Origin of the sequence: Aquimarina atlantica, assembly GCF_000626715.1 — a bacterium.
Classification (GTDB): Bacteria; Bacteroidota; Bacteroidia; order Flavobacteriales; family Flavobacteriaceae; genus Aquimarina; species Aquimarina atlantica.
In genome coordinates this window covers 299,683-320,303 of record NZ_AQRA01000007.1, presented here as the reverse complement: position 1 = coordinate 320,303, position 20,621 = coordinate 299,683, and the positions used below count along the sequence as shown (strand labels likewise).

Annotated in this window: 22 protein-coding genes and 1 pseudogene; 17 read left to right on the top strand and 6 right to left on the bottom strand. The window is 34.0% G+C overall.

Annotation, left to right across the window (positions count from 1 at the left end; all coding sequences use genetic code 11):
- Positions 1–16 precede the first annotated feature (16 nt).
- The 4 genes from ATO12_RS17525 (at position 17) to ATO12_RS17510 (ending at position 5,873) form a co-directional block, all read left to right on the top strand.
- The gene (locus ATO12_RS17525; RefSeq protein WP_034244234.1) at positions 17–925 is read left to right on the top strand and encodes an ROK family protein; all 909 of its coding nucleotides are present in this window, start codon (positions 17–19) and stop codon (positions 923–925) included.
- 93 nt (positions 926–1,018) lie between these two features.
- Positions 1,019–2,317: a sugar MFS transporter gene (locus ATO12_RS17520; protein WP_034244232.1), complete on the top strand. Its 1,299-nt coding sequence runs from the start codon at positions 1,019–1,021 to the stop codon at positions 2,315–2,317.
- An 81-nt stretch (positions 2,318–2,398) separates the two neighbouring features.
- On the top strand, positions 2,399–4,741 hold the full coding sequence (locus tag ATO12_RS17515; RefSeq protein ID WP_051575916.1) for a GH92 family glycosyl hydrolase: 2,343 nt from the start codon (positions 2,399–2,401) through the stop codon (positions 4,739–4,741).
- 220 nt (positions 4,742–4,961) lie between these two features.
- Positions 4,962–5,873, top strand: a complete 912-nt coding sequence (locus ATO12_RS17510; RefSeq protein ID WP_034244228.1) for an ROK family protein — start codon at positions 4,962–4,964, stop codon at positions 5,871–5,873.
- A gap of 33 nt (positions 5,874–5,906) precedes the next feature.
- Here the strand turns inward: ATO12_RS17510 and ATO12_RS17505 are convergent, their stop codons facing one another.
- The 4 genes from ATO12_RS17505 to ATO12_RS17490 form a co-directional block, all read right to left on the bottom strand.
- Positions 5,907–6,302: a rhodanese-like domain-containing protein gene (locus ATO12_RS17505; RefSeq protein ID WP_034244225.1), complete on the bottom strand. Its 396-nt coding sequence runs from the start codon at positions 6,300–6,302 to the stop codon at positions 5,907–5,909.
- Positions 6,303–6,312: 10 nt separating this feature from the next.
- Complete coding sequence (locus ATO12_RS17500) at positions 6,313–6,630, bottom strand: rhodanese-like domain-containing protein (RefSeq protein WP_034244224.1); 318 nt, start codon at positions 6,628–6,630, stop codon at positions 6,313–6,315.
- A 119-nt stretch (positions 6,631–6,749) separates the two neighbouring features.
- A complete protein-coding gene (locus ATO12_RS17495) occupies positions 6,750–7,376 on the bottom strand; it encodes a thioredoxin family protein (protein WP_034244221.1) in 627 nt (208 codons plus the stop codon).
- A gap of 40 nt (positions 7,377–7,416) precedes the next feature.
- Positions 7,417–7,941, bottom strand: a complete 525-nt coding sequence (locus ATO12_RS17490; RefSeq protein ID WP_034244218.1) for a TlpA disulfide reductase family protein — start codon at positions 7,939–7,941, stop codon at positions 7,417–7,419.
- Between the two features lie 330 nt (positions 7,942–8,271).
- Here ATO12_RS17490 and ATO12_RS17485 point away from each other — a divergent pair, with 330 nt between their 5' ends.
- From ATO12_RS17485 to ATO12_RS17435, 11 genes are all read left to right on the top strand, one after another.
- Positions 8,272–8,655: a MarR family winged helix-turn-helix transcriptional regulator gene (locus ATO12_RS17485; RefSeq protein ID WP_316932930.1), complete on the top strand. Its 384-nt coding sequence runs from the start codon at positions 8,272–8,274 to the stop codon at positions 8,653–8,655.
- Positions 8,656–8,668: 13 nt separating this feature from the next.
- On the top strand, positions 8,669–9,235 hold the full coding sequence (locus ATO12_RS17480; protein ID WP_034244212.1) for a YceI family protein: 567 nt from the start codon (positions 8,669–8,671) through the stop codon (positions 9,233–9,235).
- A 223-nt stretch (positions 9,236–9,458) separates the two neighbouring features.
- Positions 9,459–10,856, top strand: a complete 1,398-nt coding sequence (locus ATO12_RS17475) for an anthranilate synthase component I family protein (protein ID WP_034244208.1) — start codon at positions 9,459–9,461, stop codon at positions 10,854–10,856.
- A 139-nt stretch (positions 10,857–10,995) separates the two neighbouring features.
- The gene (locus ATO12_RS17470) at positions 10,996–11,568 is read left to right on the top strand and encodes an anthranilate synthase component II (RefSeq protein ID WP_034244206.1); all 573 of its coding nucleotides are present in this window, start codon (positions 10,996–10,998) and stop codon (positions 11,566–11,568) included.
- Between the two features lie 56 nt (positions 11,569–11,624).
- Positions 11,625–12,620: an anthranilate phosphoribosyltransferase gene (trpD, locus tag ATO12_RS17465; protein ID WP_034244203.1), complete on the top strand. Its 996-nt coding sequence runs from the start codon at positions 11,625–11,627 to the stop codon at positions 12,618–12,620.
- 29 nt (positions 12,621–12,649) lie between these two features.
- Positions 12,650–13,012, top strand: coding sequence for a four helix bundle protein (locus tag ATO12_RS17460; RefSeq protein WP_034244202.1), 363 nt, complete (start codon positions 12,650–12,652; stop codon positions 13,010–13,012).
- 43 nt (positions 13,013–13,055) lie between these two features.
- Entirely contained in the window at positions 13,056–13,847 is a 792-nt protein-coding gene (gene trpC, locus ATO12_RS17455; RefSeq protein WP_034244200.1) for an indole-3-glycerol phosphate synthase TrpC, read from the top strand.
- 36 nt (positions 13,848–13,883) lie between these two features.
- Positions 13,884–14,549 carry a phosphoribosylanthranilate isomerase gene (locus ATO12_RS17450; protein WP_034244198.1) on the top strand — a complete coding sequence of 222 codons (666 nt, stop codon included), beginning with the start codon at positions 13,884–13,886 and terminating at the stop codon, positions 14,547–14,549.
- A 28-nt stretch (positions 14,550–14,577) separates the two neighbouring features.
- Positions 14,578–15,759: a tryptophan synthase subunit beta gene (gene trpB, locus ATO12_RS17445; protein ID WP_034244196.1), complete on the top strand. Its 1,182-nt coding sequence runs from the start codon at positions 14,578–14,580 to the stop codon at positions 15,757–15,759.
- A gap of 80 nt (positions 15,760–15,839) precedes the next feature.
- Positions 15,840–16,601: a tryptophan synthase subunit alpha gene (trpA, locus tag ATO12_RS17440; RefSeq protein ID WP_034244193.1), complete on the top strand. Its 762-nt coding sequence runs from the start codon at positions 15,840–15,842 to the stop codon at positions 16,599–16,601.
- A 335-nt stretch (positions 16,602–16,936) separates the two neighbouring features.
- Positions 16,937–17,527 carry a DUF1287 domain-containing protein gene (locus ATO12_RS17435; protein ID WP_051575930.1) on the top strand — a complete coding sequence of 197 codons (591 nt, stop codon included), beginning with the start codon at positions 16,937–16,939 and terminating at the stop codon, positions 17,525–17,527.
- 46 nt (positions 17,528–17,573) lie between these two features.
- Here the strand turns inward: ATO12_RS17435 and ATO12_RS17430 are convergent, their stop codons facing one another.
- Positions 17,574–18,227 carry an endonuclease/exonuclease/phosphatase family protein gene (locus ATO12_RS17430; protein WP_034244190.1) on the bottom strand — a complete coding sequence of 218 codons (654 nt, stop codon included), beginning with the start codon at positions 18,225–18,227 and terminating at the stop codon, positions 17,574–17,576.
- A 653-nt stretch (positions 18,228–18,880) separates the two neighbouring features.
- On the opposite strand from ATO12_RS17430, the pseudogene ATO12_RS26500 reads away from it, so the two are divergent.
- A pseudogene (locus ATO12_RS26500) lies at positions 18,881–18,955 on the top strand (30S ribosomal protein THX); the annotation flags it as partial.
- Between the two features lie 188 nt (positions 18,956–19,143).
- On the opposite strand, the gene ATO12_RS17420 reads toward ATO12_RS26500, so the two are convergent.
- A complete protein-coding gene (locus ATO12_RS17420) occupies positions 19,144–19,797 on the bottom strand; it encodes a uracil-DNA glycosylase family protein (protein ID WP_034244185.1) in 654 nt (217 codons plus the stop codon).
- 409 nt (positions 19,798–20,206) lie between these two features.
- Between ATO12_RS17420 and ATO12_RS17415 the strand changes: the two genes are divergently transcribed.
- Positions 20,207–20,590: a VOC family protein gene (locus ATO12_RS17415; protein WP_034244183.1), complete on the top strand. Its 384-nt coding sequence runs from the start codon at positions 20,207–20,209 to the stop codon at positions 20,588–20,590.
- Positions 20,591–20,621: the final 31 nt, after the last annotated feature.

The window sequence follows — 20,621 nt, the reverse complement described above, 5'->3', positions numbered from 1 at the left end:
AAACATAGAATAAAAAATGATATTAGGAGTAGATATAGGAGGTAGTCATATTACTGTAGCCCGCATTGATACCAAAAACCATGAAATACCAGATTCTAATTTAATTTCAATAAAAGTAGACAGCACCGCTCAAGCAAGCGAGATTATTGATCAATGGATTTATGCTTTACAAAAAAGTATAGATGCTCTTGGCAATGAACCTCTTGAAGGAATATGCATAGCATTGCCAGGGCCTTTTGACTACCATCAAGGAATTTTCGCCTATAAAATGAAGAATAAGTTCACTTCTCTTTTTGGTATAAGCATTAGAGAAATAATTAGTGACCGATTAGCATTATCAGCTACTACACCATTACGATTTTATAATGATGCAGCCTGTTTTGGCATAGGAGAATTCTGGAAAGGAAAACTTAAGTCTACAGAAAAAGCACTAGCTATAACTTTAGGTACCGGTTTCGGAGCTACCTTTTTATTACAAGGACTCCCCGTACTTTCTGGAGATGGTGTCCCAAAAAATGGGGAACTATACAATATTCCTTTTAAAAATGGTATAGCAGATGAGTATTTCTCTACCCGTTGGTTTATTAAAAAATATAAGGAAGCAACAGGAAATACAATACGCGGAGTAAAAGATTTAATTACGGATTCGAACTCTAACCTGTATGCAGATCAAATATTCAATGAATTTTCCAAAAATTTAGCCATCTTCCTGTCTCCATGGTTACAAGATTATAATGCAGAGGCAGTTGTAATTGGAGGGAACATATCTAAAGCATGGAACTCTTTTGCAGATAACCTGAATATGGAATTAAAAAATCAGGGATGTAATACCAAAATATACCAAAGCGAATTAAAAGAAAAGGCAATTTTATTAGGTGGGGCACGTCTGGTTAACAATATGTTTTATGAGAGCCTCTGTTTTTAGAATTATATAAAGGAAGTATATTGGCAAAAGAGTAAAGCATAGCAATACAATATTAAAAGATAAAACAAATTATAATCTTAAAAAAACACTATTTTGAAAAACAGTACAACATATAAAAGTGCTTTTATATTTTTGACTTCCCTATTTTTTTTATGGGGATTTATAACGGTACTCGTCGATTCTCTAATCCCAAGACTTCGGGAAGTTTTTACGTTAAATTACTTTCAGGCTGGATTAGTTCAATTTGCGTTTTTTGGAGCCTATTTTTTATTATCAATTCCTTCTGGGTTTATTCTATCTAAAATTGGGTATAAAAAAGGGATTATACTGGGTTTATTAACCCTGGCAACAGGATGTTTATTATTTTATCCTGCAGCATCGTATCGCGAATTTAGTATTTTTATGCTAGCATACTTTGTAGTAGCAAGCGGGATTACTATTCTACAAGTTGCTGCTAATCCATATGTAGCTGTATTAGGTTCTGAGGAAGGCGCTTCGAGCAGGCTTAACTTGTCTCAGGCTTTTAATTCCCTAGGTACCACCATCGCTCCGGCTATTGGAGCTATGTTTATTTTAAGTGACAAAGTTAAAACCCCTCAGGAAATTGCCGCTTTAAATACTCTAGATAAAGAAAATTATTATATTTCAGAGGCAGCTGCGGTTCAATCCCCTTTCGTGGGAATTGCCATATTTGTAACCATCCTGGCCTTTATCTTTATATTTATCAAACTTCCTAAGCTAATAAAAAGTAGCCCAAAAGGTGGATACATAAAAGCTTTACAAAGTAAATCTTTGGTGATGGGAGCTATTGGAATATTTGTATATGTCGGAGCCGAAGTTGCTATAGGTAGTTATTTAATTAATTATTTTTTGGATATGAACCTGGCATCTCTAATCAAAGAGAGTACATTTATGAAAAGTATTTCTGAAGGGATTTTGGGGGCAGAAAGTCACACACTAGACAATAAAGCAATAGTAGGTGCTTTTGTTACTTTTTATTGGAGCGGCGCAATGATTGGTCGGTTTATAGGAGCACATCTAACCAAAATTATAAAACCTGCAAAGGTTTTAAGTTTCTTTGCTATTGGTGCTACCCTATTGATTTTAATATCTATGTCAACATCTGGTTTTATAGCCATGTGGAGTATCCTGGCAGTAGGATTATTTAATTCTATTATGTTCCCAACTATATTTTCTTTATCTATAGAAGGGTTAGATGATTTAAAACCACAAGCATCTGGTGTTTTATGTACTATGATTGTTGGTGGCGCAATAATCCCTCCCCTATTTGGGTTACTTTCTGATCAAACAGGGTTTAAGACCGCACTGGTCCTTGTTTTAATCTGCTATATCTATATAGTCTTTTATGGCAGAAGAAAAGCTAATACTTAAAAATAAACACTCATCACTCTATATACTAAAATTTTAAAAGCTAAAACTTTTATTAAAAGTGAACATAAAAATCATATCGTAATGAAATATCTATCAATTATACTAGCAGCGATACTTTGTTTTTCTTCATGCAAGAAAGACTCTACAGATCCTGTAGCCGAGGATTCTATACCAAAAATTATTAAAAAAACGGGGTTTACAAAATATGTCAATCCATTTATCGGTACCAGTAAAATGGGACATACATATCCGGGAGCAACAGCACCATTCGGAATGGTACAGCTAAGCCCACAAACGAATTTTGAAGTAATGTTTAATGAAGATGGTAGTTACAACAGAGAAACTTATGAATATTGTGCTGGTTATCAACATAGAGATTCTACCATACTAGGTTTTTCTCACACCAATTTAAGCGGTACAGGGCACTCTGATCTGGGAGATTTTTTGGTAATGCCAACAACAGGGAGTTTAGTACTCGATCCCTTAAAAACTGCTGATGGTTCTAAAGGGTTTTATTCTACGTTCTCTCATGATCAAGAGTATGCTTCTCCAGGATACTACAGAGTAGAATTAAAGGATTATAACATTACCGCAGAGCTTACTGCAACAGAACGTGTAGGGTTTCATCAATATACGTTCCCAGAAACAAAAGATGCACATATTATTTTGGACTTAGTTTACAATGTTTACCATCATGATAATAAAAATGTGTGGACATTCTTACGAGTAGAAAATGATTCTTTAGTAACCGGATATCGACAAACCAAAGGATGGGCTAGAACCAAAAAAGTATTTTTTGCTATGCAGTTCTCTAAGCCTTTTAGTAGTTACGGACACAAAAAGTACGATACTGTAAAATACGATGGATTTTATCGTCGTTTTGAGCAACAGGAAAATTTTCCTGAAATGGCAGGAAAAGACATTCGAGCATATTTTAATTTTGATACAAAAACCAACGAAAAAATCAGTATTAAATTTGCATTATCCTCTGTTAGTACCAATGGGGCATTAAAAAATCTGCAGTCAGAACTACCAGGTTGGGATTTTGACAAAACAAAACAGAAAACCGAGAATAAATGGGATAACGAATTATCTAAAATAGAAGTAAAAACGATTACCGAAGCAGACAAAACTACTTTTTATAGTGCTTTATACCACACTATGCTCAGCCCAATTATCTATGAAGATGTAGATGGTAGTTATCTTGGATTGGATCAAAATATTCATACTTCTGAAGATTTTACAAACTACTCGATTTTCTCGTTGTGGGATACATATAGAGCCTTGCATCCTTTGTTTAATATTACACAACCCAGTCGTAATAACGACATGATCAAATCAATGCTTGCGCATCAAGAACAAAGCGTACATCATATGTTACCGATCTGGAGTCATTATGCTAACGAAAACTGGTGTATGATAGGCTATCATGCAACTTCGGTAATAGCAGATGCTATCGCCAAAAATGTTGGAGATTTTGATAAAAACAAAGCCCTTTCTGCATCAGTAAGTACTGCCAACGTACCCTATTTTGATGGTTTAGGAGATTATATCAAATATCAATATGTTCCCGATGATAAAAGCCACTCTTCGGTTTCTAAAACATTAGAATTAGCTTACAATGATTGGTGTATTGCACAGATTGCAAATAGTACAGGAGATAAGAAAACCACAGATCAATTTCTAAATAGATCAGAGTATTATAACAACGTATATGATCCCAAAATTGGATATATGCGCCCAAAACTATCTAATGGTGAATTTAGAAAAGAGTTTGATCCCTTAGATACGCACGGGCAAGGGTTTATTGAAGGAAATGCATGGAATTATGGTTTATATGTACCTCATCAACTAGAAAAAATGGTAAAAATGATGGGAGGAAACGAACGATTTAGCCAACACCTGGATTCTTTATTTACCATGAAATTAGAAGACAAGTATATAGAAAAGCATGAAGACATAACTCGAGACGGAATTATAGGTAATTATGTACATGGCAATGAACCGGGGCATCATATCCCTTATTTATATAACTGGACAGGGAAACCACATAAAACCCAGGAACGTGTTCGTATGATTATGGATACTATGTATGGACCTACGGTAGATGGATTGTGTGGTAATGATGATGCAGGGCAAATGAGTGCATGGTATATATTTAGTAGTTTAGGGTTTTACCCGGTTACCCCAGGATCTCCTAATTATGCAATAGGAAGCCCTCTGGTTAAAGAAGCTGTACTACATCTGGAAAACGGAAAAGAGCTTACAATCATAGCAAAAAATCAAAGTAAAGATAATATCTATGTAAACCGGGTGACGGTAAATGGTAGAGTTCTCAATACTACTACTCTTTCTCATAATGATATTATAAATGGTGGAGAGATTATTTTTGAAATGCAAAGCACTCCAAAAAGTATAGAATAGTATTACATCTATATACTATATACCTTAACAAGACAAGGTGAATACTATACCTTAACAAAAAAATACAATAAGAACCCCAAGGCTATGACTTGGGGTTTGCTATGCAATTCAATTTACAGAAAGAATAATTAATAATAATCAAAGCAAAAACTATTTTAAATTGTAATTTTAACGACTAGCTTTTTTAGTTAGTGTTATTTAAACAGACTATATACAACAAATGATATTAGGAGTAGATATTGGAGGTAATTATATTACTGTAGCCGGAATAGACACCAAAACAAATAAATTATCAGAAGCTAATCTAGTTTCTATTACTGTAGATAATACCGCTGAAGCTAATGAAATATTAGAACGATGGTTGTTTGCAATACAGAAAGTTATAGATACTCTGGCAGATGATTCTCTAGAAGGAATTGGTATCGCTATACCTGGGCCATTTGATTATTATAATGGAATTTTTGCTTTCAAAATGAAACAAAAATATGCATCTCTTTTTTGCGCAAATATTAAAGAAATATTGAAAAAAAAGTTACAATTATCCGATGATATTCCGATACGCTTTTACAATGATGCTGCTTGTTTTGGTATTGGTGAGGTATGGAAAGGAAAACTTAAATCAATCCGAAGAGGATTAGGGATAATATTGGGTGCAGGTTTTGGGGCTTCTTTTCTGTTTCACGGACTTCCGATCCTTTCTGGAGATGGAATTCCTAAAGATGGAGAGCTGTATCACATCTCATATAAAGATGGGATTGCAGATGATTATTTTTCTACTCGATGGTTTATCAAAAGATATAAAGAGCTTACAGATATTACGATTAATAATGTTAAAGAACTTACAGAAGCTTCTTTAGAAAATGATGCTGCAGTACAACAGGTTTTTAATGAGTTTTCAGAAAATCTCGCCGAATTTTTAAGTCCCTGGTTAAAATCTTATAATGCAGAAGCTATAGTTATAGGAGGTAATATTGCCAAAGCATGGCCTTTTTTTGCTAATGAGTTAGAGAAAAAAATAAATGCTCAGGATTGTCATGTAAAAATACACAAAAGCGAACTTCAGGAAAAAGCAATATTACTAGGGAGTGCAAGATTAGTTAATGATACTTTTTATAAGGGACTTGCCTTTTAGTGTATAACGTAGATAAGTATAAAGTAATAAATTTTATTTGATCACCTTTTTCTTTTTAAACTTCCATTCTGTAATACCACCATCGAGATCGTAGATTTTAGTAAATCCTGCTTTTTTCATATAGTTAGAGCATTTATTACTTCTTCCTCCACGGGCACAATATACAATTACGGGTTTTGTTTTATCGATTTTAGAAATTAAATCTTCAAAATTTTCATCTCTAAAATCGATATTTACAGCCCCTTCAATATATCCCTGGGCATACTCACTCGGTGTTCTTACATCGATAAGTTGTACTTTACCCATTTCTAATAGCTCATCCATTTCTTCAACAGTAATTACTTCTACAACAGCATCTTCTTCGACCTGTTTACAATTAAGCAATACAGAAGCAATACAAATGACTATTAAAAATGATTTGATTTTCATAAAGTGTATTCTACTCTTCTACGATTTCACCTTCCCAATTCATAAAACCACCTACCAAATTATATGTAGTTTCGAATCCCATTTGATTCATTAACATACATGCCTGGGCACTACGTGCTCCAGAACGGCAGTATACATAGTAATTTTTAGTTTTATCCAGCTTTCCTATTTCATCAAGAAAACCTTGTCCCTGACGAATATCTACATTAAGCATATTAGGTATATAACCGTCTTCTACTTCTTCTTCTGTTCTTACATCTAAAATTACTGCATTATTGTCATTAGCGATTTGCTCTTGCCATTCTTCTTGAGTGATATCTTCTGCCATTATAAAATGTGTTCTACTAAAATTGGACTTTTGTTTTTTTTACTCCTTACAAATATAAAAAGTAGTTCATTAATTGTAGTAAAACTACACCTTCAATTTATTAAAAAATCAGAAAAATATTATGCCTTAATGCTACAACCTATAGCTTTTGTGACTTCTACAGGAACTTTTTCTCCTTTTAATAAAGCATTTACAGCATCTTCGACATATTTTTGATCGGCTGCCGATGCATCTTTATAGTTATTATCAATAGCCCCTATATATCGAACGATATTACCTTGAGGTGTTTTCTCCAGAACATAGACATGAGGAGTTTTTGTAGCTCCATACTGTGGATATATTTTTTGTCCATCATCAAACAAATACGGGAAAGTAAACCCTTTATCATTTGCTCTTATTTTCATATTATCAAAACTATCATCTGGATAGGCCTTTGGGTTATTAGGATTTATAGCCACAACAGGATATCCCTTTGTTTTAAAAGTAGCATCCAACGCTATAATTCTATCTTCGTATGCCACTGAGTACGGACAATGGTTACATGTAAAAACCACAATAAATCCTTTGGCATCTTTATAGTCTTCTAAGGACACTAATGAGTCGTCTACATTTTTAAGTTTAAAATCTGTAGCAACATCTCCAATCGAATATCCTTTATCAATTTTAGCACCAGATACTTTATCTAATGCAAATGCACTTATTGCTATTACAAAAGCTACTCCAACCAGAATCTTTAAAGTTTTCATTGGTTTATTTTTTAATCTATTCTTTGATACATATAGGTGATTACAGCATTTTTTTAAGTTCTTTTTCTAATTCATTATAGGTAAAAGATCTTTCATAAAAATTACTATTTCCATCTTTATATATGATTGTTGCCGGAATAGAACCCGACCATTCAGCATTAACTTCAGGAATCCAGCTATTTGCATCTGGATCATCTAATAATATGACTTCACTTCCTATTTTTTGTTTTTTAACAAATGGAATTAACTTAGCTTCTACTTGACTGGGCAAATCCAGGCTTACCAAAATCACCTCAACTTTATCCTTGGGATACCTACTGTTGATCAACTCAAAATAAGGTAACTCGGCCACACATGGCTTACACCAGGTAGCCCAGAAATTAATCACTCTTACTTTTCCGTCATTAATCGATAATAATGGCTTAAAACTTTCAAAATCATACACAGGTATTTCTACACCTCTACTTTCGAAAACATCTGTTGCATCAAGAGCCACAGTCTGTTGCTCTCCTTTACAGTTAGTAAAAAGCACAATAAATACGGTATATAAAATTAATCTCGACATCATACTAATGTATCAAAACCATTAATTACGTAAAAGAAAATTAACAAGGTTTCTATATTTTATCTAAATATTTTCAGAATTTTTCACAATTGTTTAACTCAACAACGATACTTTTCTAAATCACAATAATACTATTAAACCTGATCTCAAAACTTGAATTTAACAAAGAATTAATAACATTTTACAATTTTTGAAATAAAAATTAACATACATTTGTATAGACAAATATTGTAGATACAATTGAATATAGAAAAGATTATAAAAACAGAAATTGAACTTCCGCTACCTAAAAAAGTCGTAATAAATTTATTATATACGGAAAACTGGATAATGGATAAAATCAATATCAAATTAAAAGCTTTTGATATTTCTCTTCAACAATTTAATGTACTCCGAATCTTAAAGGGGCAAAAGGATAAGCCGGCCAACCTCTCTACCATACAAGAAAGAATGGTTACCAAAATGAGTAATACAACCCGATTAGTAGATAAACTCATTAACAAAGGCTATGTAAAACGTATAATCTGCGAATCTAATCGAAGAAAAGTTGAAATTACTATTACAGAACAAGGAAAAAAATTTTTGGATAAAGTAAGTCCCATAATGGATGAATTTGAAAATAGAGTTACTTCAAATTTTTCTACAGAAGATTTAATTCAATTAAATGAATTATTAAACAAACTTCGAAATTCTAACTCAATAAATAACTATTAATTTTTTAACAATCATGAAAACTAGACTTAAATCATTATTCTTAGCAATTGCAGTAGTTGCTACAACATCTACTTTCGCACAAAAGAAAGAAATCAAAACTTCAGAAAGTACAATTAACTGGACAGGTAAAAAAGTTACAGGATCGCATACGGGAACACTAAAACTATCAAAAGGGTTTTTAGTATTTGATGGCGATAACATTACAGGTGGCGAATTTGTAGTAGATATGACCTCACTTGCCGTTACTGATCTTGAAGCTGGAAAAGGAAAAGAAAAATTAGAAGGGCACTTAAGTTCTGATGATTTCTTTGGAATAGCTAATCATAAAAATGCCAAATTAGTGGTTACAAAAACCAAAAAAACAGATAAAGGTTATACAGTAGCCGGTGATCTTACCATTAAAGGAAAAACAAATCCAATCAAATTTATTCTTGCCGTGAATGGAGGTACTGCATCAACAACACTTAAAGTTGACAGAACTAAGTATGACATCAAATACGGATCAGGAAGTTTCTTTGATAACCTAGGTGATAAAGCGATCAATGACGAATTTGAATTAGCTGTTAGTTTAAAAATGTAATTTTTTATTGTTCTTAATTATAATTAATTTATATATTTGGCCCAATAAATAAAAAATGAAAACAATCTTAACAAATAATTGGTGGTGGTCATCTCAAAACGAAAACGTCGTGAGATAGCTCCTATCATTGTGTTAAGTAAACATATCAAAGGCTTGTCGAATCACGACAAGCCTTTTTTTTGTTCCCTAAACAAGGATTGTAATTAAAAATTAAAAACGCAAAATGACTTATAAATTAACCACACATTTCAAACAAATTCTGGCAGACACCTTTACTCCGGTAAGTGTTTATCTAAAAATCAGAGATCGTTTTCCTAATAGTTTATTACTAGAAAACAACGATTACCGAGGTAGTGAAAATAGCTTTTCTTATATCTGCTGTAATCCAATCGCCAATATCAAGGTAGAAAACGAAACTATTTACCAATCCTTTCCTGATAAGAGTATCGAAGAAACACGTATCACAGACGACACTAATATTGCCGAAGTTATTGAGCAATTTGGCAAAAAATTTGTAACCTCAAAAAGCGAGTTTAAATTCATTAACAATGGTCTTTTTGGTTATATCTCTTATGATGCGGTTCGATATTTTGAGGATATTTCTATTACTAAAAAAGAAAATGGTTTACATATACCCGACATACAATATACAGTATATCAAAATATTATTGCCATTAGTAATTTTACTAATGAAGCCTATATTTTTGCGCATTGCTATGAATCAGAAAGTAATATTGCCGAAATAGAATCGCTACTTAAAGTCAAAAATTTTGCCTCCTATAATTTTGAGACAGTTGGGGATACAACCTCTAACCTTAACGACGAACAATATAAAGAACATGTTTCCCTTGCCAAAAAACATTGTCATCGCGGGGATGTATTTCAATTAGTACTATCCAAGCGTTTTTCACAAAAATTTAAAGGAGACGAATTTAATGTCTACAGAGCATTACGCAGCGTTAATCCTTCGCCTTACCTATTTTACTTTGATTATGGTGATTTTAAAATATTTGGTAGTTCTCCCGAGGCACAACTCGTTGTAAAAGATGATATTGCCGAGATTCATCCAATTGCAGGTACTTTTAAACGTACAGGTAATGATGAGCAAGATGCAGAATTAGCAAAAAAACTATCTGTAGATGAAAAAGAAAATGCAGAACATGTGATGTTAGTAGACCTTGCACGTAACGACCTAAGTAGAAACGGAAATCATGTTACTGTAGAAACCTATAGAGAAGTTCAGTTTTATTCTCATGTGATCCATTTGGTTAGTAAAGTGACCAGCAAAAAACATAAAGATACCTCCACTATGCAAATAGTAGGAGATACTTTCCCGGCAGGTACATTAAGTGGTGCGCCAAAACACATGGCCATGCAACTTATCGAAAAATACGAAAACGTAAATCGTGATTTCTATGGGGGAGCAATTGGTTTTATGGATTTTTCAGGAAACTTTAATCACGCCATTATGATCCGTACTTTTCTAAGTAAAAATCACAAATTACACTGGCAAGCAGGAGCCGGATTGGTTAATGAATCAAATGAAGAGAATGAATTACAAGAAGTATACAATAAACTAGGAGCATTAACAAAAGCGTTAAAAATAGCAGAAGAAATATAAGGGTGTTCCCCCAATTACCTGGGGTCGGGCTATTCGCGCTACAAGGTAGCCAGCTGCTATCCCTAACACAAAAAAGTAGTATAAAATCAGAGGTCAGAAGTCAGATGTTAGAAGCCAAATGTAAATTAAAAAAAGAACAATGAATACAAAAATATTAGTAATAGACAATTATGACTCATTCGTATACAACCTGGTTCATTACCTAGAAGATCTTGGTTGTGAGGTTGTGGTAAAACGCAATGACCAATTACGATTAGAAGATGTAGATGCATTTCAAAAAATCCTATTATCTCCCGGTCCGGGAATCCCAGACGAAGCAGGATTGTTAAAAGACATTATCCGCAAATATGCAGAAACCAAAAGTATTTTTGGAGTATGCCTGGGACAACAAGCCATAGGTGAAGTTTTTGGGGGTAGCCTTATCAACCTTAATGAAGTGTATCATGGTGTGGCAACCAATGTAACATTATCTGTTACAGACGAATCTCTTTTCGAAGGACTAGACACCAGTTTTGATGTAGGAAGATATCACTCCTGGGTAGTAGCAGATAAAAATTTACCCGATTGCCTGCAAGTGACTTCATATGATGAAAACGGACAAATCATGTCGCTGCGTCATAAAGAACTAGATGTTCGCGGTGTGCAATTTCATCCAGAATCTGTATTAACTCCCGATGGAAAAAAGATATTAGAAAACTGGGTTAATAACTAAAGCATAGACACAACCCTCAAGGTTTCAAAAACCATGAAGGTCTTAAAAACAACATCATGAAAAACTTACTCAATCGATTAATCAATCACGAAACCATCTCTAAAGAAGAAGCCAAAAGGGTTTTGGTTAACATCTCTAAAGGAGAATACAATCAAAGTCAGATTGCTTCATTTCTTACCGTATATATGATGCGTAGCATTACTATCGAAGAATTAGAAGGATTTAGAGATGCCTTACTAGAGCTTTGTATCGCAATAGACCTTAGCGAGTATAACCCTGTAGACCTTTGTGGCACAGGAGGAGACGGTAAAGATACCTTTAACATATCAACACTTTCTTCTTTTGTCTCGGCAGGAGCCGGAATTAAAGTTACTAAACACGGTAATTACGGAGTTTCTTCAACCTGTGGTAGCTCTAATGTAATGGAACATTTGGGAATTAAGTTTAGTAATGATAAAGACTTTTTAAAACGCAGTATCGATGAAGCAGGGATTTGTGTATTACATGCTCCATTATTTCACCCTGCGATGAAAAATGTCGCCCCGATACGTAGAGAATTAGGAGTAAAAACGTTTTTCAATATGCTTGGACCTATGGTAAATCCAGCATTTCCAAAAAATCAAATCGTAGGAGTGTTTAACCTAGAGTTAGCAAGGATGTATGGGTATTTGTATCAAAATACAGATAAAAAATTCACTATTATCCATGCCCTGGATGGGTATGATGAGATTTCGCTAACCGGAAACACAAAAACAATTTCTAATACTACCGAAGGAATGCTTTCTCCTTTAGATTTTGGAGTACCACTATTGAAACAAGAAGATATTTACGGAGGAGATTCTATCGAAGCATCTGCTGGCATATTTATGAATATTCTAAGTGGTAATGGTACCGAAGCACAAAACAATGTAGTCTGTGCCAATGCAGGAATGGCTATCGCCACAGTAGAAGGTCTCGAACCAAAACAAGGATTCGAAAAAGCAAAAGAGTCACTACTTTCTGGAAAAGGATTAGTAGCATTGAAAAAAGTTCAGGAACTAAGTAAAAATTAGTTGATCGTTATTCGTTGATCATTGATCGTATGGAGTATACAGAATTAAAAGTTTGGAAAGAAACAAGGAAATTGGTTAACAATCTTTATGATATAACCAAAAAATTCCCCAAAGACGAAACATATGGATTGACAAGTCAAATGAGAAGATCTGCTATTTCTATTCCTTCAAATATAGCTGAAGGTTGTGGTAGAAGAACTTCTTCAGATAGCATACATTTTTTCCATATTTCCAGAGGTTCATTATATGAATTAGAAACCCAGTTATATTTAGCATTAGATCAAAATTATATAGAAGTAAAAGAGCATAAAAATTTAATTGAACAAATTATAAGTTGTAAAAAATTGTTGAATGGGTTTATTAATTACTATAAAACGCTAACAACAAAATAACATCGTCAACAAACAACTATCAACAAATCACTATCAACAATAGATGAATATCCTAGACAAAATAATAGCCGATAAGCATAAAGAAGTTGCCCTTAAAAAAAGCATCATTCCTATCAAACAATTAGAGAATTCTGTATTATTTGATCGCGAAACAAATTCATTGGCCAAAGCTTTACAGAATAGCGATACCGGTATCATAGCAGAACATAAACGCAGGTCTCCCTCTAAATCTGTAATCAATCAAAAAGTAAGTGTACAAGATGTAGCCGATGGATATCAAAATGCAGGAGCTTGTGGGATGTCGGTACTATCCGACGGTAAGTATTTCGGAGGATCGCTGGAAGATCTCTTACTCGCCAGAGCCACAGTACAAATGCCCTTGCTACGCAAAGAATTTATCATCGACGAATATCAATTAGTAGAAGCCAAAGCTCATGGAGCCGATGTAATCTTATTAATAGCAGCCGTTTTATCGCGCGATGAGATCAAATCTTTATCCCAGTTTGCCAAAAGCTTATCTCTCGATGTGTTACTAGAAGTTCATAACCAGGACGAACTACAAAAATCAATCATGCCATCTCTGGATATGCTGGGCGTAAACAATCGAAATCTAAAAACATTCGAGGTAAGTACAGATATTAGTAAAACCCTAAGTACTCAAATCCCCGATGATTTTGTAAAAGTTTCAGAAAGTGGTATTAGTACTATTGAGGCTATAAAAGACCTAAAACAATATGGATACAAAGGTTTTCTTATCGGTGAAAACTTTATGAAAACCGAAAACCCCGGAGCCAGTGCAGTAGAATTTATACAAAAACTAAACAAAGACCTGTGAGGTCTAACTTAGTAAAAGCTAAAAAAACAACAAACGATGAAGTTGAAAATTTGCGGAATGAAATACCAGGAAAACATAGAAGCCGTTGCAGCTCTCAAACCAGATTACCTTGGCTTTATTTTCTATGAAAACTCTCCCAGAAATTTTGAAGGAGAAATTCCAAAATTACCTTCTGCAATAAAAAAAGTAGGGGTATTTGTAGACGCCTCTGTAGATTTTATCGTAGAAAAAGTAAAGCAATATGACTTTAAAGCTATTCAATTGCACGGAAATGAAACTCCTCTGTTCTGCCAGGAGTTAAATTATAGTCTAAATAGACCTCACAGGTCTTCGAGACCTGTGAGGTCTAACCAAATCAAGCTCTGGAAAGTATTCTCGATCAAAGATCAATTTGATTTTAACCGTTTACAACCCTACGAAGGTATTGTAGATTATTTTCTCTTTGATACCAAAGGAAAAGAAAAAGGAGGTAATGGATATACTTTTGATTGGAGTGTCTTAAAAGGCTACCCCTCTTCTACTCCATTCATTTTAAGTGGTGGTATCGGACTTGATGAAACCGAAGCTATTGTCTCTTTTAAGAAGCGTCCCGAATCTAAATATTTACACGCTATCGATGTAAATAGCAAATTCGAAAGTGAACCCGGAGTTAAAAAAACAGAAAATCTCGAAAAATTTATAAAGCTTGTCATTTCAGCATAAACGCAATGACAACCAAAAACAATAAAAAATGAATTATCAAGTAAACGAAAAAGGATATTACGGAGATTTTGGAGGAGCATATATACCCGAAATGCTTTACCCTAATGTCGAAGAATTACGAACTACCTATCTCGATATTATGAACGAACCTTCTTTCAAAAAAGAGTTTGATCAATTATTAAGAGACTATGTAGGGAGACCTTCTCCTTTGTATTTTGCCAAGCGCCTTTCAGAAAAACACAATACCAAAGTATACCTTAAGCGCGAAGACCTAAATCATACCGGTGCGCATAAAGTAAATAATACAATTGGGCAAATTCTTGTAGCAAAACGATTAGGTAAAAACAGAATCATTGCAGAAACAGGAGCAGGACAACACGGGGTAGCTACAGCAACAGTATGTGCTCTTATGGGGGTTAAATGTATTGTTTATATGGGTGAAATTGACATTAAACGACAAGCACCCAATGTAGCCCGAATGAAAATGCTTGGTGCAGAAGTAAGACCTGCCAAGTCGGGAAGTAAAACCCTTAAAGATGCTACCAATGAAGCCATACGAGATTGGATTAATAACCCTGTCGATACACATTATATTATTGGCTCTGCCATAGGACCTCATCCTTACCCAGATATGGTAACACGATTTCAATCAATCATCTCAGAAGAAATTAAGTGGCAACTAAAAGAAAAAGAAGGAAGAGAACATCCTGACTATGTAGTAGCATGTATTGGTGGTGGTAGTAATGCTGCGGGGACATATTATCATTTTTTAGAAGAACCCAGTGTTGGGATTATTGCAGTAGAAGCTGCCGGAAAGGGAATACATAGTGGTGAAAGCGCAGCTACTTCGCAATTAGGAAAAGAAGGAATTATTCATGGGTGTAAAACCTTGCTAATGCAAACCCCGGACGGACAAATTACAGAGCCTTATTCTATTTCTGCAGGATTGGATTACCCAGGTGTTGGACCATTACATTCTCATCTATATAAAACTGCACGCGGAGAGTTTTATTCTGTAACCGATGATGATGCCATGGCGGCCGGATTAGAACTATCGCAATTAGAAGGAATTATCCCTGCAATAGAATCCTCACATGCCCTGGCTATTTTTAATGATAAAAAATTTAGACCCGAAGATGTTGTTGTCATAAGCCTTTCTGGTCGTGGTGACAAAGACCTTGACACCTACATAGACTATTTTAAATTATAACAATTCAGTAGTAAGTACATTGTAATGAGCACTAATTATGAGCCTCTCAATACTAAATACTCAATACTAAATACTAAAAAATGAACAGAATAAACACAGCGTTGGAGCAAGATAAAAAATTACTATCTATATATTTTACAGCTGGATATCCATCACTTCACGATACTACAAAAATCATACAAGATCTAGAACAACATGGAGTAGATATGATCGAAATCGGATTACCTTTTAGTGATCCTTTGGCAGACGGGCCAACAATACAAGAGAGTTCGACCGCAGCCCTTAAAAATGGTATGACCACTCAACTTCTATTTGAACAATTAAAAGACATTCGTAAATCGGTTAACATTCCTCTAATCATTATGGGATATTTTAACCCTATGATGCAGTACGGCATAGAAGCTTTTTGTGCCAAGTGCCAGGAAATTGGTATCGACGGATTGATTATTCCCGATCTACCGGTTAATGAATATCACGAACATTACCAGGCAACTTTCGAGAAATATGGCTTGATCAATGTGTTTTTAATTACTCCGCAAACTTCAGATGAGCGTATTCGATTTATAGATGATGTATCTAATGGGTTTATCTATATGGTGAGTTCTGCCAGTACAACTGGAGCCAAAAGTACATTTGGTGATACGCAACAGCAGTATTTTGAACGTATCGAAGCTTTGAATCTTAAAAACCCGCAAATTGTTGGTTTCGGAATCAGTAACAATGAAACATTTATGCAAGCAACCAAAACAACCAAAGGTGCTATCATTGGTTCTGCTTTTATAAAACATGTAACTCAACATGGAACAGATAACATTGGTAACTTTGTAAAAAGTATTCGGTGATTTTGTATCTTTTGATCAATCACTGAGATATAACGATATTTCTCATTGCTGATAACGTTTCGAATTCAGAGTAAAAAGATATCATAATATGTTAATACATGGCATTATCCTTGTATTAACATTTATAAAATAACCAGTTGTGCATTTTGATAAAATTCTGTCAATTCGAGTGAATTTTACGATTAAAATGAGTAAAATTTATATCGAGAATAAGAATTCTAAACTTTAAAGGGTTCTCGATACAATTTTTTTATCAAAAAATCACTCGAACTGACATTTTGAAAACTATTTTAGCTCAAAATGCACAACCTGTATACTATAGTAAGAATCAATCTATGATTACAAAACATCGCATACTTTCTTTATGTCTTTTCGTGCTTTTTGTTCAATTTAATTTTGGGCAAACCGACTTTAAAGATCAATTATCTGATGCTGCCATAGCATTAACCAAAAACAAAGTTACATATGATCCTACTTATTTCTCTATCGACTATCCAAATGGTGATGTCCCCAGCGATAAAGGAGTATGTACCGATGTAGTAATTAGAGCCTACAGAGCTTTAGATATTGATTTACAGAAAGAAGTACATGAAGATATGCGTGCTAATTTTGGGTTATATCCCAAAAATTGGGGATTGTCTAAAACCGATAAAAATATTGATCACAGAAGAGTTCCTAACCTGATGAAGTTTTTTTCAAGATTTGGGAAAACAAAACCGATAACTAATGACCCAAAAGACTATATCCCAGGTGATATTGTATGTTGGAGCCTGGGAGGAGGGCTAACCCATATTGGTATGGTAGTCAATAAAAAATCTGGTGATCAACAACGCTATTTAATCGTTCATAACATTGGTGGCGGACAAGTAGTAGCAGATTGTCTGTTTGATTATAAGATTATTGGTCACTATCAATATAAAAAGTAGTAGCTTCTTTTTAAATCTGGTGGTACATTTATCACACCCATTGTGTTCATTCATATACCCCTATTAAGAGCGCATGATCTGATATTTTGTAATGTTCTTTTTTTAGCAAAACCGGTCTAATCGCTTTGGCACTCCATATTTGATCTATTTCGAATAAAGGAATCCCATAAGGCCAGGTTGCTGTAAACCCTTTCGACATCTTATGAAAACTATTCAGGTTATTTTTAAAATCACCAAAATGCACACTTTCATAAGGGGTATTAAAGTCTCCTATAATAAAAGAAGGGTTATTTTTTATAGTGAATTCATAGATCGTATGTAATGCCGATTTTCTATTGGTAAAAGGTACGGCATTAACATCTGCAACCAGTATTGCTGTTTTTTGATTCGCAAGAGTAACGGTTATATAATTAAACTTAAAACTCTCGTCTTTGCAGTAATACCGGATATCATCGATCTCTCCTTTTACTGCCAGCACCATCCCTCCTTTCAGTTTTTGTATACTGTATGATGGAAATGTCTCCTCAAATCGCATTATATCCTTATCGGTCAACTCTTCGGCTTCGACCAATCCTATAAAAGACGGTCTTTGTTCCTTTGTTTTTTTGATAATAATATCCATCGATCGCTTTCCTTTTCTTGCGATATTCCAAAACAATATGCTATTGCTTTTATCAGAAAGTTCTGGTGGGGATTGCATCCTATAGTAGCCCGTATACCAATACAACGATACACACACAAAACATCCGATTAAGAAATACAATATTTTTTTCACCTTAAAAAACAATACACATAACACTAAATTTCCGATCAGTAGAACTAGTACAGGAAATGCATAATATATAATATTGATGGGGTATATAGTATCCCTAAGAACGAAATGAATAAAAATGAGTATACCATAAAGAATAAGAAGAAACTTTCTTTTCGAAATACGATACCGGTGTTTTACTGTTTTTCGAAATGAACTCATCCTTACTTTTTTGATTCGCTCGAAAATAGTTTTTTTTTATCGAAGTAGTTTCAAGATGCAATAGATTTTCTAATGCATGATCTGGGTAATATCGTTTAGTTAAGCTTATAATGTCAGTCTGAGCCTGTCGAAGACATTTGAAAAGCATTTCGACAAGGCCTGTCTAGAGTTTATCGAAGGACTCAGCAGAACTATCGAGAATAGCTTTTTTAAGCTAAAATCCTATTCTCGATACACTTCTCCTAAAGTCGAATCACTCGAATTGACGGATTATAGTTAAAAAAACATCTAAATGCACAACAGGTTTTTTCATTTCTATTTCTAAATCCTTACATTAGTAATTCACACTTAATCAATTCTTTAATCTAAAATTCTAATGTATGGGCAAAGGAGATAAAAAAACACGTCGTGGTAAAATCATTATGGGGACATATGGAAGATTAAGACGTCGCAAAAAATCAACTGCTATAGCAGCAGCAAAACCTAAAACAGAAGCTAAAACAGAACCCACGCCAAAAACTGAGCCAAAAACAAAAGCTGAGACGCCCCCAAAAGCCGAATCAAAACCAAAAGCCAAACCAGCTGCAAAGAAAACTACAAAGAAGAAAACCGAGGAAGAATCTGAATAAACTCTAAACCCGGATTAAAAATATTTTTGATATTGCATCACCCTAAAATCAATAGTATTGAATTTAGGGTTTGCTTTTTTTAATGCCTTATATTCCTGTAAACTTCCTATAGATCGATTAGCGGCTCCCGATGGTGCAGTAAGAGATACTGTATTGATGATTCTATCTTCTAAACTAAATCGATGTATTCTTGGAATATCGTTTGATACCAATTCTAATTTGAGATCATATCCTTTTAGGTGTCTTCTAAAAAAATATTCGGGGCCATTTTTACTATTGCCCCCTGTAAAAAGCAATGTATCTATTTGTGGATATTGTTTTAAATATGATATCACATCCCTAAGCGTACTATTTTGCATTCCTAAGTCTGATGCATCGATCTTTTCTCGCTCACAACTATGCACTATATCACAAACTCCTATTCCTCTAGAGGTTAAGAAGTTTTTTCTTTGATCTATTGCTTGTTGCGTAGTCTCAAATTTTAAACCCAAATCAAATATGTTATCCAAAACAGGCCATAGCAAACCACTTATACTACCATAACAGAAATCGACATCTCCTTTTTTTAATTCTCTGGTAGTAAACCTTGGTGGCGGCAATGTTCCTATAATTAGTTTGGTAGCTCCTTTAGGGAAAAACGGTTCATATGGGTGGGTATGTAGAAACAAATGAATTATGAATTATGAATTACGAATTATGAATTACGAGTTATGAATTACGAATTACGAATTACGAATTACGAAGGTAGTAGTATTATTTAAAAAAGTAAAAGAAGAAATTGATCTGGCCATATACCCCAAAAGATAGGGAGTTAGGACTATCCTGATAAAAACCGACATAAACATTTACATTAATATCGTTTTTTTACGATTGCTTTTCTTCCATGTATTCGTTAGGTACAGCGGGGCCTTATCGCTGGATATGACAAAGCCTTATTGCAGGACAAGACAAGCGGAGGATAAGAATATATAAATGATAAGAACCAAATAGTACATTCTATATATTACTTTTGTGCTAACGATAACTTCTTGTTCTGATACATCAAAAGATATCGTTAACCAATTATAAAATAATAAGATGACAAAGAAATGTAATCCAGTTGTTTATTTTGAAATTCCGGTTACAGATATTGATAGAGCTATTCAATTTTACAAATCTGTATTTAACTTCACTTTTGAAAGAGAAATTATTGATAATAACGAAATGGCTTTGTTTCCTTTTGTAGAAGAAAACACCGGAATTTCGGGAGCACTGGCAAAGGGAGAAATCTACAACCCAACACATAACGGAGTTGTAATTTACTTCAATACAGAAAACATAGACAAGACCTTAAAAATAGCAATTGAAAGTGGTGGACAAATGTTGTATCCAAAAACATCAAATGGAGACCTGGGTTTTGTTGCAGAATTTGAAGATAGTGAAGGAAACAGAATTGCTTTACATCAGCCATTAAATAAATAACCACTAACATTATTGCCCAATACCTACTTAC